Origin of the sequence: Dichelobacter nodosus, from assembly GCF_001263335.1 — a bacterium.
Classification (GTDB): domain Bacteria; phylum Pseudomonadota; class Gammaproteobacteria; order Cardiobacteriales; family Cardiobacteriaceae; genus Dichelobacter; species Dichelobacter nodosus.
This window is the reverse complement of record NZ_LGVW01000005.1, coordinates 21,193-35,482: the sequence shown is the minus strand read 5'-3', so window position 1 is coordinate 35,482 and position 14,290 is coordinate 21,193. Positions and strand designations below refer to the sequence as shown.

The window sequence follows — 14,290 nt, the reverse complement described above, 5'->3', positions numbered from 1 at the left end:
GCTTGACCGCACGCGCGGCGAAAAAACGCGACCGCTCAATGACATCTTAAAAGAGCAAGGCGAAAAACCTGTATATAACGCGAGAGAAAAAGGACGCGCTGACCACTTTTTTAACCTATATTTTGGGAAAAACTATGGCAGCGATGACGAACCCAAACCACTCGAAATGATGACCATGGCTTATCAATATTTATTAGCCGGTTCTGCTTACAAAAGCCATAGCGAAAAATGGAGAGTTTATCATTTGCATCACAAAGACCCTGAAGTGTTATACTTGGCATTAGGCTTATTATTGAGGTATCAGCCATGAAATATGAGTTTACTTTGAACGAGTTACCAGCTTCTCTGGATACCGATAAGGGTATTTTTACCTACGAAGATGAAGAGATAAAAAAAGTTATTGATGAGACAATCGCTGATGCGAAGTCTTGGGGGCGTTGGGGCGGTGGCACCAGTATTTACGTTGGTATTGATATCACTGACCCCTACCGCGATATTTATCAGTTTACTGCCTGTTTATATACCGCCATGGCTGGGAACCACCTGCCCAAGATTAGAGGCTCTGATACAGACAAATATTTTCCCAAAGAGCTTTATCCTTATGCGCCTTGCCTTGCCGGCTTATGCGAAGATATACCTCCAATTAATGTCTTCTTAGGCACCAAAGAAGAGTTTGAAGCCTACGGCGAAAAATTAGAAGAAATGGAAAAATTCGGCGTTGTCTTCTAACCATTAACCCTATTTATTCCCCCAGCAGCCAGCTTAAAGCTGGCTTTTTTATTGCCCTCGTTTTGAGGGCTTTTTATTTTAAGGAGCCAAAATGACTGAAACGATTCCTTACGAACGTCCCCAGTTCCTCCATTGGGAAGCCAATCCCCACGTCTCGCGCGAAATCGGCATCGCTAAAGCTGCCATTAAAGCCGGCGATGTGGTGCTTGCTACCGATGGCGTCAATTTTGAAGTGCTTAAAGACGGCACTCCACCGCCACCGTCCACCGGCGATGCGCCCAAAATCGGCTTTGCTTTGGAAGATGTGGCAGCCGGTGCGAAGTTCGCGCTCGTCGTTCGCTTTGCCGTAATTCTCATTGATAAATTAAATCATGTGACGGCGGCATCATTTGCTAAAGGTGGCGCGTTTGAATTCTACGGTAATTTTTTCCCACCCTTAAATATCATTTTGAAGAAATCCGTAGACGTGCAACGCGGCGTCAAACCCTAAGAGGTACCTCATGAATGAAATCATTTTATCGTTGCGCCTCTCGCTGACGGGGCGCGAATTTACCGGCGTCGCCTACAGCGGCACCACGTTATCTTACGGCGATAGCACCATCGGCATTGATATCAGCAGCATTCAAAAGCTGGATAAACAAGTGCCCATCTTGTTAGAGCACGACCCACAAACGCCCATCGGTTTCGGCAAACTGCGCGCGCAAGAAGGCAAGCTCATCATCGACGGCACTTTGCTGGATAACAAAAGCATTGCGCAAGAAATCATTGCCGATGCTGAAACGGGCAAAGAATGGCAGTTATCCGTATTCGTTGAAAGCGACCGCATCAGCGAGCGCAAAAGCGGCGACATGCTCAACGGGCAAGCCATTGAACAAGATAACGTGTTGGTCTTTGAAAACGCGTTGATTCGTGAAGTCAGCTTTTGCACCCTCGGCGTTGATGGCAACACGTACGTCAGCCTGTTATCGCTGAACCACAAACCCGACGACACCTTAAAAGTCGCCGAACAAAATGCCGATGAGCAAGATGAACAAAATGCTGAATATGAACGCGTTTGCGCCGAACTTTCCGCAGCGCGTGCCGAAGCTGAACAGCTCAAAAAGCAACTTAACGACCAAGCGCAATCGGCGCGCCTATCACGCTTAAAAGCGCTTGGCATCGCCGATGTAGCCGCCGCGCAACTTGCGGTTATTGAAGGTGAAACTTTTGAGGTGATGCTTGAGCAATTTGTGCTGCAACAAAAACAAACCGCGGCATTAAGCATTAATGCCTATCCCACCCCAACCCCCGAACGGGAAAACCCCATAAAATGGAGTAAATAATCATGGCAGACGTTTTAAGTAAACTCGGGCTAACTCAAGCTGAACTTGATGAAGCCGTCAACAGCAAACCCAATGTACCGTATCGTTTATTAAACAGCGGTTTATTCCAAGATAAAAATTTAACCACTACCAGCGTGATGGTTGAATTTACCGATAAAGAGCTCAAATTGATTCCGGCTAATAGCCGCGTCGGTGCGGCTAATGTTAGAGCCTACGGCAAAGGAAGCACCGTCCGGACTTTTACGCCGCCGCTGTTAAATTTAGAAACCACTATCCGCAGCGAGCAAATCCAAGATGTGCGCAAAGTGGGCACACGTGATGCGCTGCTTTCGAATGCAGAAGCGATGCAGGAAGAAATTGCAACACACCGCGAAATGCACGACCTCACCATCGAGCACCTCATGCTCGGCGCCATCAAAGGCAAAATCATTGATGCCGATGGTGAAACAGTTTTATTTGATTTGTTTAAAGAATTGGGCATCAGCGAACCGTTAACCACCATTGACGCCGCCGCTGCTGATATCGGTCAACAATTCGCGAAAACCTTGCGCATCATGAAAGACGGTTTAGCCGGCGACACCTGCACCCAAGCGCGCGTGTTATGTTCGCGTGGTTTTTTCGATAGCGTTATCGCGCATAAATCCGCGCATGAAGCCTTTGAGCGTTATCAAGAAAATGCTTTCGCGCGTAATTTGCCCGTTGATACCTTTCAATGGAACGGCTTTATTTTCGAAGTTTATCACTACGAAATCGACGGCAAACCCGTTATTGCCGACGGTGAAGCGCATGCTTATTTAGAAGGTATGCAACGCGGTTTTACCCGTTATAACGCTACCGGTACCTTAATGAGCGCTGTCAACCAAATAGCACGCCCGTTTTATATCGATATCGAAGATTTAGCGCATAAGCGCGGCATTAGTGTTTATACCGAATCCGCGCCGTTGCCCTTGTGTTTGCGTCCTAAAACCTTAATGCATTTCAAAATCTAAACCGCGCTTTAGGAGATTGCTATGTATATCACCGGCGCCGACATTATCACGCGTTTTGGTCGTGATGAATTAGCGCAAATTTTAGCCGTGCCTATCGATGATTTAAGCCCTGACCATGAGCGTTTATTAGCCGCCTGCTGCGACGCAAATGCCATCATCGACAGCTATTTAAGCCGCGCTTTAGATTTACCTTTGAAAACACTGCCGGCAGTGCTTATTGCATACGCTGCTGACATCGCCCGTTATCGTTTGCACGACGACCAAGTCGAAGATGGCACAAGCGTGCAGCGCAAACGCTATCAAGATGCCATTTTATGGCTGGAACGCGTTGCCCGTGGTGAAGTCTCACTCATCGCGCACAACGAACAACAGCAAAAAAACATTAAACCATCGCCAATGGCAGTTAGCAGCGTCAGCGGTTTAGCGGTGGTTTCGAGCCCGCCCGTTTTCACCGATGACTTGCTGGCTAAAGGGTTGGTGAAGTCGTGATTTTTGTAAGCGTTTCTGGTTTTGATGAAGCACACGAACGTTTGCGCGCACTCGTTTCACGCGGTGCCGATTTAACGCCGCTGTTAACTGAAATCGGCGAAAACGAAGTCAGCAATACTCTCTTACGTTTTGAACAAGCCCGCGCACCCGACGGCAGCAGCTGGCAAGCATTAAAACGCCCGCGTGCCCATCGCCGCGGCGGTGATGGCGGCAATCTTCCGCTTAACGACACCGGCGCCTTAAAAACCAGTATTAAAAGCCAATTGATGGGCGACAGCAGCGTGCTCATCGGCAGCGATTTAGTGTATGCGCTCACGCATCAAAGCGGACGCGATGCTATTCCTGCCCGCCCATTTTTAGGTTTAGAAGCCGATGCAGAAGCAGAAATTCTGGAGATAATTCATGCCTACTTTGCCGATTGACCCTTTAGATTTAAATAGCGCTTGGGACGCCATCGTGGCGCGCATTGCTGCTGTTGATGGAATTCGCGCCGTGCGCGGCGCGGTGGATTTAGAAAAAATCATCAACGGGCAAACCACCGGCAGCAATCATTATGCCTTTGTGACTTTTGACGGCATCGAGCTTTTGCAACCTGCCGGCAATTCAACACGCCATCAAACCGTTGATATTGCTTATCAAGTCGTTATTGCCGAACTCGATTACAGCAATGATGGCAAACCGCAACAAGCCGGCGTATTGCTCGGACGCGTACTTTCGGCGCTGATGAGCTTTGCACCTTTTACTGATGATAAACGCAGCAGTCAACGCCTGCGCGCCGTGACGCCACCGCGCGCCGTCCACCGTAATAAATACAGTCTTTATCCGCTTAAATTTATCTTAAGCCTACATATTAAAGGAGAACAATTATGAGACACCCCACCGCGCATATTCGCGAAGATGCCTTCATCGGTGAAGGCACCGTCAAATTAAAAGTGAAAGGACGCGAAGAGTTGGGCATTTTTGAACTCGGTAATGCGACCGAATTTTCGGTTGCGATGAGTTCTGAAGTGCTCGAGCGCATCTCTAAAAAACGCGGAACCTACGGACAAGTATTAAATACCGTCACATTGCCCAAAGCCGGCGAGCTTTCCATCACGATTGACACCATCAATAAAGAAACGTTTGCAATGGCACTTATGGGTTCTTTAGGCGTTGATGAGATGAAAGCTGAAACCGTCGCCGATGAAGAAATCGCTTTCAAACCAGATGTTTGGCTCAAACTGCCGCATCGTTATATCGATGGCGAGGTCGTCGTTAAAGATGCCACCGCCGCCGGCACGGTTGACCCAAAAGAAATTGAAGTAGAACCGCGGCTCGGGTTGTTCCGCGTGACGTCCGCCGGCGCTGCTGCCGCTAATATCGACGGCACCGTTAAAGTCAGCTACAAAACGGCAACGTGGACGCGCTGGGTGATTCAAGCGTTCAAATCAACGGAATTGCGCGGCGAATTGTGGCTCGATGGGAGGAACCGGATTACCGGTGAAGATGTTTTGCTGCACATGCCGCAGTTTACTTTAGCCGTTGACGGCGAATTCAATTTCTTCACCGATGAATTTAACACCATCACATTTAAAGGTCGTCCTGAAACCGCTGAGGGTTATGAAACCGCCTTTACCGTTGAGATGAAGGAATAACGATGAAGATTGAATTAAAACAAGTGGTTATTGTTGGCGGCGTCGCGCGCGCTGCCGGCAGTGTTATTGATATTGCTGAAAGCACGGCGCGCTGGTTAATCGAACAAGGCGCTGCGGTATCTAACGAAGATTTAACTGTCGCCGAACTCAAAGCGCAATTAGACGCGCGCGGCATTTCATACCGTAAAAATGCCAGCAAAACTGAATTATCCGCATTATTAACTAAATAGGAGGACGATGAACAATAAACCTTTTAAACAAGCACCTTTGCCTTTCATTGGGCAAAAACGCATGTTTTTAAACGCATTTCAAAAAGTACTCAAAGAACATATCCCGAGCGACGGCGCCGGTTGGACAATCATCGATGCATTCGGCGGCTCGGGTTTACTTTCGCATACTGCAAAACGCACCTGCCCCAAAGCGCGCGTTATTTATAACGATTTTGATGGCTATGTTGAACGCTTGCAGCATATTGAAGACACGAATCGCTTGCGCCGCATGCTTTTTGACGTTTTACAAAATCAACCGCGCGAAAAGAAAATCAAAGCACCCGTCAAAGAAGCCGTCGTGCAGATATTAGAAACGTTTAACGGCTATAAAGATATCAATTGTATTTCAAGTTGGTTGTTATTTTCTGGCAATAACGCGCAAAGTTTGCCGGCGCTTTATCAAAAAACGTTCTACCAAAATATCCGGAAAAATGATTATCCGCTGGCAGAAAATTATTTGGCAGGCTTGGAAATAACTCATGAATGCTATACGGACTTATTACCGCGCTTTTACCACGTCCCCAACTGTTTATTTGTACTCGACCCACCTTATATTTGCACTGACCAAAGCAGCTACAAAATGGACTCTTATTTCGGATTAGTTCAATTTTTGCGTTTAACCGGTTTCATTCGTCCACCTTGGATCATGTTTAGCGGCGCCAAAAGTGAATGGCTTGATTATCTTAATTTTGTGACCACGAGCGACGCCGAAGGCTGCAACCGCATGAGTGATTATCAACGCATCAATATCCAAACACGGCTCAATTACTCTTCTGTTTATGAAGACAATTTGACTTATAAATTCTCATAACCGCCGCTGGGCGGTGTTTTTATCAGGGAAAACACAATGGCAAATGATTTAAAAGTTGGCATTAAAATTGATGCCAGCGTTCGCAATTTTGAAAAAATCGAAGCAATATCAGAAACGTTAACCGGCGTAGCGCAGCAAACTGCAGCGCTACAAAACCAAACCGAAAAACTGCGCAGCGAATGGGAAAAACTCACGCCAGAACAACATGCCCAACAAATCACCGCATTAGAAAGCGCTATTGATGGCTTGGGCAAACAAACCGCCGGCGCCGTGTTGCAAAGTGATGAAATGGCGCACAGCTTTGAGCACGTAAGCGAAAAAGCGCAACAGTTACAAGCCATCGCCAAAACAAAAACGCAGCTCGGTATCGATACCGACGAACGCGCCGTTAGTAAAATTGAACAAGCTGTTGATGCCTACCGTGATTTAAAAAAGGAAGGCGGCACGGCACAAAAAGAATTAGCGCACGCTGCTGACGCGCACCGGCAAAAAATCGATGAACTGGAAAGCGCGCTGCGTAATACCAAACCCAGTTTGGGCGATATCGCCGGCGGACTTGCCAAAATTATCAGCAGCGCCGGCGGACTTTCCGTGGTCGCGCAATCCGCGATGAGCTTTGAAACAGCGATGGCAGGCGTTAAAAAAGTAGTTGATGCTACGCCCGAACAAATGCAGCAGTTATCCGGCACCATTCGTCAACTTGCCTACGAGCTCGGCATGACTGCCGAAGAGACAGCTAATATTACGGCGATGGGCGGACAATTAGGCGTGGCGTTTCAAGACTTGCCAGAATTTACCCGTCTCGCCGGCGAAATGGCAGTCGCGTTTAATATGACGGCGGAGCAAGCCGGAGACGCCGCCGCCAAATTAGCAAACGTTTATCAAATACCGCTGGAAAATGTGCGCGCGCTCGGAGATGCCATTAATACCCTCGGCAATAATACCGCTGCCACCGAAGCCGAAATCATTAATGCCACTTTGCGCATTGGCGGCACTGCCAAACAATTCGGGCTCGCTGCCGAATCTGCCGCCGCGCTTGCCGATAGTTTTATCGCCTTAGGCAAAACACCGGAAGTTGCTGGTACTGCCATCAATGCTTTGTTGAACAAACTACAAACAGCGCCGGCTGCCGGTAAAGAATTTAAAGATGCGCTCAAAAGCATCGGCTTAGAAGCTGATGCACTGGCGCAATCGATTCGCGCCAATCCCGAACAAGCGTTAATGTCGTTTATGGAAAAATTAAGTCAGCTTGATAAGCAGCAGCGCGCCATCACGCTTACTAAATTATTCGGTTTGGAATATGCCGATGATATTGCTTTAGCCGCCGGCAGCTTAGACAGCTTTCGCCACGCACTCTCATTGGTTGCAGACCAGCAAGCAACCGCAGGCGCCATGCAAGAAGAAACAAACGCGGCAATGGATACCGCAGCGAAAAAAATCGAACAAGCAAAAACTGCCATTAACAACATTGCCATCGAGCTGGGCAGCCTATTATTACCCATCATCGCCGACGTAGCATCTGCTTTTGGCGGTACCGTCAAAGAGATTTTGGCGCTTGCACAGGCACACCCGCATATTACGGAACTCGTCTCTGCGGTTGCCGGAATAAAGGTCGTGGCTTATGCCGCTGCAGAAAGTTTTAAATTATTAGGCGGCGTCGCACAAAACAGTTTTTCATTATTAGGGGCAGGGAGCGAACAAGCAAGCGCTGGATTGCACCGTTTACGCGGCGAAACAGAACAAGGCGTTGAAGGGTTTAGCAAAATGGATAAAGCAGCAAACGCTTTAAGCAAAACGCTAAACGTACTTTCTGCTGCAACGGCTGGCTTCACAACTGGCTTTTCATTCGGTAGTTGGCTTTATGAGCAATCAGAACACGTACGTGCATTCGGTGATAGTCTGGGCAAACTTGCGGCTTACACTGTAGCTATCTTTAGCGACAGCACATTTGAAGATGTCGCCACCTATTATAAAACCAGCGCGCAAGTTGCCACCGAAGAAACACAACGCCTCGCCCAAGCCAAAGAACAATTGGCGCAAAAAGCCGCAGAAGCCGCCGAAGCTGAACGGCAACACGCTGAAATGGTTGCGCAGAATCAAGCGCAAATTAATCAATTAAACGCACAAATTGAGCAGCATCAATCCTCGCTTCAAGTGCTGCGCGATGCCGGCGAGGCAAACGGCGCAACTTATGCCTATATCTCCTCGCAAATTGACGTCGCCAGACAAAAAATCATCGAGTTAACATCAGAAATTGAAGGGAAATCCATCGGTTTAGTGATGAAGACGGATTTCGAAGCGGCTAATGAAGCATTTAAAACTTTGGGCTTAAGTTTTTCCGAATTCGAAACCGGCATCAGCGATAAAGCCAAGCAATCATTAGAAGCATTCGGAACGGTGGCAGTGATTGCTGAGGGCAACGTGGCGCAATTAGCGCGTGCTTATGAAGCGGCACGTCAAAACATGGGCGACAGTAGCGCCGCGCAGGAGCAGTTAAACCAAAAATTGATGTCAGCGGTTGACGGCAATCAGGAGCTTTATCACGCCGTGCTTCAAACCGCACAAGCGCAAGAGCTCGCTAAACGCGCAGCCGATGAACAAAGCGCAGCACTGCAAGCTTTGGGTTTAAATATGGACGATATCGCCAATCGTACCTCTTCCGGCGTGCAAAAAATGTTGGCGCACTGGAAAACCGGTATGGAAGCATTGAAAGCATCGGGCAAACAAAGCGCTGAAGCCGTGCGACTGGCTTTTGACAATATGCTTAAAAGCTTGCATACCACCGAAGATTTCAAAGCGTTTTCCGATGCGCTTAAAGAAACCGGTACCGCCGGCGCACTTACTGCCGAACAACTCGCTCAACTGCGCGCTGGCATCAACGGCGGCGCGAACGCAGCACAAGCAGCAGCGCAAGCTAACGCGGCACATACGCAATCGCTATCTGCCAATACCAGCGAAGTGCTCGCCAATAAAGCCGCTATCGAACAAAAAACACAAGCGCTTAAAGAAAGCGCCAACGCCGCTAAAGAAGCCAGCACTGCTGAAGCAAAAGTCGAATCTCAAAGCGAAAAAACGCGTAAAACTATTACCCTTGCCGCGCCAGCCTATTACACCGAAGCGCGCAAACGTATCGAAGCGATGAGAGAACTGGGAGCGACCAGTGAAGAAGTTGAAAATGCTCTGCAAAGCTTTTGGCAAAAAACGCGCTTTAATTTTGGTGTAAGCAACGTTAACGAAGTTGCCACGTCCCTTGTCAGCGCGATGAAAGCCGCAGCCTCGGCGCGGGCGCGAATCGATGAAATGACGGAATCACTACGCAACGGTTCTTTTAGTGCTCAAGATATTTCCGAAGCAATGGGCAAATTACATATTTCCTCTTTGGATTCGGTCGATAGCGTGCAAAATTTGGGTGATAGCCGTTTAAATAATTTACGCGATGCGCTCAAAGAAGCACGCAACCACATGCGCGCGTTATCCGAAGAAGCGCGCGACACTGCCGACAGTTTGGAAGCTGATTTGGCGCGACTGCGCGGTGATGATTCGCTTGCCAAACAAATTGAAGAAACTAAAAAATTAAAAGAATTAGAAGCAAAGCGCGCTGCGGCACAAAAAGCCGGCAATAAAGAAGCTGCTAAAGAATTTGAGCGTGCCTTGATTTTACAAAAACAGATTTTTGCCGAAGAACAACGCCAAGCTGAAGTGCGTGCTGCTGAAGCGCAAAAGAAAGCGGCTGAACGTCAAGCCGCCGATGCCCAACGTAAACAAAATAAAGCCGAACACATCGCTCAAAATCGTACGCCGGATAATCGCATGGCTGACGATGCGCGCACGCCACAAGTTGATATGAATAAACCGGCGGTAACATTGGTTGGTTCTGCCCCCACGGCTGAAGCGCTTGCCGATATTTGGAACGCTAAAATCGCCGCCGCGGAAGAGCGCGGCGCGCAGCGCGGCAAAGAAGAATTCGCCAAAGAGCTTTATAACGCAGCTAAAAGAAGACCATTATGAATGATTACTGGCAACTCACCCGTAAAGACACGCAGGCATGGTTACAGTTTGACCAAGACATGCGCTGGATAGATGAATTTGACTGGTCAAACATCGCGCAATCTAATCCCGTGCGCACATTATCCGGCGCGCAAGTAATTCAACAAGGCACTAAATACAGCGGACGCCCGATTACGCTCGCCGGCGACTGGGTATGGATTCGGCGCGCGCAACTGCAAACAATGCAGGATTGGACGACGACGCCGGAGCTGGAAATGATGCTGACGCATTACGATGGACGCGTTTTTAACGTCACCTTTCGCTTGCATGAAAACGCTTTTGAGGCAACGCCCGTCGTCTACCGCACACCAGAAGAAGACGGCGATTTTTACACCATCAAAATTAATCTTATGACCATTTGAGGCACGATATGGAACGAAAAACCGCGCTGACGCGTCAAGATTTGCAAATTTATTTAACCGAACGCTTAACCGATGCTGACGACGGCGGCGGTTTGATGACGAAAACCGCGCTTACCGATGAAGAAAATCAGCTTTTTAATCCCATTTCGGACGTCGCGAGAACCATGGGCGCTTTTCATGCGCGTTCTGTGCACGCTGCCGTGCGACGCCCTGATGATACGCCGCTGGGCGGTGCTTATGTGATTTTAAGCGAGCCGCCGAAAACGCAAAACGTCAGTTATTTATTGTTTCGCGGCATTAAATATGGCGAAGAGCGCCGCGATATTGTCCCAAGAATTGAAGCTTATTCAGTTGGCACTATTGAATCCCGTATGACTTTATTATCCGTACAATCACGCGGCAGCCGCGTTATACAAGCTTATCAACGCCAAGGTGAGCCGTTGCCGCTGATTGGCGATGTTTATTGTTTGCGGCAGGACAAAAAAGGTTATGCGCAATATGAACAATATATTCAAGTGATTAAAGTATCCAGCGAAGACCGCACCTTCACCGACCCGACCGGTAAAGATTTTGTGCGCACTGTGGTAAAAATGGAAACATCAACAGCGCTTGAGCAAGACATGCTCGGCATTGATTATCCCGTGCTCGGCTACGGCGATGCACCGTGCAAAATCCGCGAAACCCACGTCGCCGATTCAGCGCAGTATTACGGCGTTAAAGCATTGAGCGCTGATGCAGTTTCCGGCGCGATGAAAATCCGCGTGCCGTCGTTGATGGAAAAACTAGTGCCGACGTCGCAAGTTGAAACGTCATTAGTTGACTTAACCGCGGCAGGGCAACGGCAAGTATTAGTGGATAATGCGATTAAAGGCGACGATGGATTTATCACGCAAACCTTGCGCCTGCGAACCTTAAATATCGATGAGGTTATTCATTTAGGGCGCGCCATTGTGCCGGATTCTTTGACGATTAAAGGCAATATCACTGCAAATGATGTTGGCGGCACATTAGTCAACGCATCAAGCCAAGAATCCATTGGCACCGTTGATTATGCGCGCGGTGAAATTCGGTTTTCGGTTTATACGTCCGGCATCAGCACGGTTTCATTTCGTCCTGCGGTTTCCGAGTTGAAAGTATCTGATACCACCAAAATTGATATCAGTATTAATAACCGTAGTTATAACTATGTGTTAGCGATTAATCCGATTCCAGCGCCGGCGAGTTTACTGGTTTCATATCGCGCGCAAGGGCGTTGGTATGATTTATATGATGACGGTTCTGGCGCGTTGCGCGGCTTTAGCGCGGCACACGGCAGCGGCGCGTTAAATTATGCTAGCGGTACTGTTACGCTGACCTGCGGCGAATTGCCCGACGTTGGTTCATCTATTTTATTTGCTTGGTGCACGCCGGCGCAGTATAAAAACAGAAGCAGCGAAACGCCGAAAGTAAGCATCGTGCTGGTATTAAATCAAACCGCAGATCCGGCAACGCTGAAATTGACGTGGAACACATATCAAGCAAGTTGTGACGCCGCCGGCAAAATCACCGGTAACGCAACAGGTTATTATGACGCGCGCACAAAAACGATAAAACTCGATAGCGCAAGTTATATGCTGGGGCAAAAAGTCACGCTCACTTATTCAAAATTCGAAGAGGCGGATAAAGTGCAGCAAGAGCATAAAGCGCCGCTACGCAATGGCGCCGGCGAAATTGTGCTCGACTTAGGCGATAAACCAATAGCACCCAATACTGTGCGCCTGAAATACAATTTATTGATTGAAGATTTTCAACAGCAAACATACGGCGAAATTTATTTAAAACGCATTGACCCGTATAAAGTATTGCGCGATAACGGCGCCGGCGTACTCATCGATGAAAATAATGTGCCATTCGGTACGATTGATTACGACGCGCGCAAACTCACTTTTAAACCGGAGACCACCGTTAAAATTCCCAAAGCGCAATATATGACTTATAAATCGGGTACTGAAATCGTTCGCAAATCGCAAAGCGATCCAGATAAGCATGAAGTGCGCGATGTGTTTCGTAATTTCTTCACCGGTTTTGAGTATCAAAGCGTTGGCGCTTTTATGCCATTCGGCGATGATGGCGTGGTTGAAGTGTGGTTTACGCCCAAAACCGTCACCAATACGTTTGAAGAAATCAATACTGAGCGCTTTTTAGAAATTGAACTCGCGCCCAATTTAGCAGAACGCATCGTCACCGGCAGCGTTCATCTTAAAGTCGGCAATAAATTTCATTTTGACCGCGCCGGCGCGATGTATACCGATTTAGATACTTCAACCGGCTATGCGCGCAAAGTCGGCACCATTGATTACCAAAACGGCGTGATTCGTTTATCAGAATTTACCGATATCAACGCGCGCATCGTTGCGCTTTCAACGACAATTGACAGTAATCCGGTTGATGCCGCTACTTTCCGCACCCCATCTTCGCCCATTCGCGCCGGCAGTTTGCAAATCCGCGCGACCACCGCAACCGGCGAACAATTAAGCGCCATTGCACAACTCGACGGCAGCATCAATGATAATAAAATTACCGGCACGGTTGACGTTGAAAGCGGTGTCGCCGCGGTTAAATTCGGTGAATTAGTCAATGCCGCCGGCAATGAAAATGAACCGTGGTATCAGGCAGAAGCCGTTGTTGATGGCAAAATATTTAAACCGGCGCACGTGCTCGCCGAAACCATTACTTATAACGCCGTGGCGTATACGTATTTACCGCTTGATACTGCTGTAATCGGCATTGATGCGGTGCGTTTGCCGCAAGACGGACGCGTGCCGATTTTCCGCCGCGGCGATATGATTGTTATCGGTAACCGTATTATTGAAGATATCGGCAGCGCGCATACGGCAAAAGGCGTTGTGTCATTATCGCGCGGTGATTTAGACGGGCTTTGTGTTTTCGATAACGCCGGCAAATCCGTTGATGCTCATTTGTATGATTATGACTTAACCGCGGGCACGCTGACGTGGTCGGAACCGCTTGATTTATCAGCTTATCAAATGCCGCTCAAAGTCAAACATGGGCAAGAAGAAGAAAACCGTATTATCAGCGTGGATATTGATGGCACGTTAACGCTGCAATTTCCGCTGCGCCGCGCTTATCCTGCAAACAGCACCTTTGTTTCTTCCGCGCTCATCGGCGGCGATTTGCAAGTGCGCGTGACGGCGCCATTCGGGCAAAAAGCATTTGATAATATTTGGTCAGATGAACGCCGCGGCGATGATATCAGAAGCCGATTAAACGTTACGGATTTCCCCTTTGTTTTAACAGACGACGGCACAACAACTGACCGCTGGGCGATTGTTTGGCGCGATGCCATGCAATTTGATTTATACAGTGAGGCACTCGGTTTCGTCGGTCGTTATGACACGTTAACGGATTTAGCACCGATTAATCCTGCCACCAATAAACCGTATTTCACGTTACCGCTCGGCGCCTTTGGTATCCGAAGCGGCGTTTCCGGTTGGGCTGCCGGCGAAACCGTCCGCTTTAATACGTTTGGCACGCACATCGGCGTCTGGATTTTGCGCGCAGTGCAACCGTCATCTGAAAAACAAAGCGCCAGCGATGGCTTTACGATTTGCCTGCGTGGCAACACCACGGAGCTTTAA

At 48.5% G+C, this 14,290-nt stretch carries 14 protein-coding genes; all 14 read left to right on the top strand.

Features of this window, described 5'->3' with window-relative positions:
- Nucleotides 1-310, top strand: a 310-nt coding sequence (locus AKG33_RS07315; RefSeq protein WP_161802443.1) for a hypothetical protein, incomplete at its 5' end; no start/stop codon positions are given.
- On the top strand, nt 307-729 hold the full coding sequence (locus tag AKG33_RS00230) for a hypothetical protein (RefSeq protein ID WP_041729526.1): 423 nt from the start codon (nt 307-309) through the stop codon (nt 727-729). The genes AKG33_RS07315 and AKG33_RS00230, both read left to right, overlap by 4 nt.
- A gap of 91 nt (nt 730-820) precedes the next feature.
- Nucleotides 821-1,219, top strand: a complete 399-nt coding sequence (locus tag AKG33_RS00225) for a hypothetical protein (RefSeq protein ID WP_050707760.1) — start codon at nt 821-823, stop codon at nt 1,217-1,219.
- A gap of 10 nt (nt 1,220-1,229) precedes the next feature.
- The gene (locus AKG33_RS00220) at nt 1,230-2,051 is read left to right on the top strand and encodes a hypothetical protein (RefSeq protein ID WP_012031075.1); all 822 of its coding nucleotides are present in this window, start codon (nt 1,230-1,232) and stop codon (nt 2,049-2,051) included.
- A gap of 2 nt (nt 2,052-2,053) precedes the next feature.
- Nucleotides 2,054-3,040 carry a major capsid protein gene (locus tag AKG33_RS00215; protein ID WP_012031076.1) on the top strand — a complete coding sequence of 329 codons (987 nt, stop codon included), beginning with the start codon at nt 2,054-2,056 and terminating at the stop codon, nt 3,038-3,040.
- 21 nt (nt 3,041-3,061) lie between these two features.
- Nucleotides 3,062-3,529 (top strand): gp436 family protein, encoded by a 468-nt coding sequence (locus AKG33_RS00210; RefSeq protein WP_050707759.1) that lies wholly within the window; start codon nt 3,062-3,064, stop codon nt 3,527-3,529.
- Nucleotides 3,526-3,951: a phage virion morphogenesis protein gene (locus AKG33_RS00205; RefSeq protein WP_012031078.1), complete on the top strand. Its 426-nt coding sequence runs from the start codon at nt 3,526-3,528 to the stop codon at nt 3,949-3,951. The genes AKG33_RS00210 and AKG33_RS00205 overlap by 4 nt, the downstream gene beginning before the upstream one ends.
- Entirely contained in the window at nt 3,932-4,399 is a 468-nt protein-coding gene (locus AKG33_RS00200) for a phage tail terminator protein (RefSeq protein ID WP_012031079.1), read from the top strand. Before AKG33_RS00205 ends, AKG33_RS00200 begins: the two co-directional genes overlap by 20 nt.
- Nucleotides 4,396-5,163 (top strand): phage tail tube protein, encoded by a 768-nt coding sequence (locus AKG33_RS00195; protein WP_012031080.1) that lies wholly within the window; start codon nt 4,396-4,398, stop codon nt 5,161-5,163. Before AKG33_RS00200 ends, AKG33_RS00195 begins: the two co-directional genes overlap by 4 nt.
- Nucleotides 5,164-5,165: 2 nt before the next feature.
- A complete protein-coding gene (locus AKG33_RS00190; protein ID WP_012031081.1) occupies nt 5,166-5,393 on the top strand; it encodes a DUF7210 family protein in 228 nt (75 codons plus the stop codon).
- Between the two features lie 7 nt (nt 5,394-5,400).
- Nucleotides 5,401-6,243, top strand: a complete 843-nt coding sequence (locus tag AKG33_RS00185; RefSeq protein ID WP_050707758.1) for a DNA adenine methylase — start codon at nt 5,401-5,403, stop codon at nt 6,241-6,243.
- Between the two features lie 36 nt (nt 6,244-6,279).
- A complete protein-coding gene (locus AKG33_RS00180; RefSeq protein ID WP_050707757.1) occupies nt 6,280-10,251 on the top strand; it encodes a phage tail tape measure protein in 3,972 nt (1,323 codons plus the stop codon).
- A complete protein-coding gene (locus AKG33_RS00175) occupies nt 10,248-10,652 on the top strand; it encodes a hypothetical protein (RefSeq protein ID WP_012031084.1) in 405 nt (134 codons plus the stop codon). Before AKG33_RS00180 ends, AKG33_RS00175 begins: the two co-directional genes overlap by 4 nt.
- An 8-nt stretch (nt 10,653-10,660) precedes the next feature.
- The gene (locus tag AKG33_RS00170; protein WP_012031085.1) at nt 10,661-14,290 is read left to right on the top strand and encodes a hypothetical protein; all 3,630 of its coding nucleotides are present in this window, start codon (nt 10,661-10,663) and stop codon (nt 14,288-14,290) included.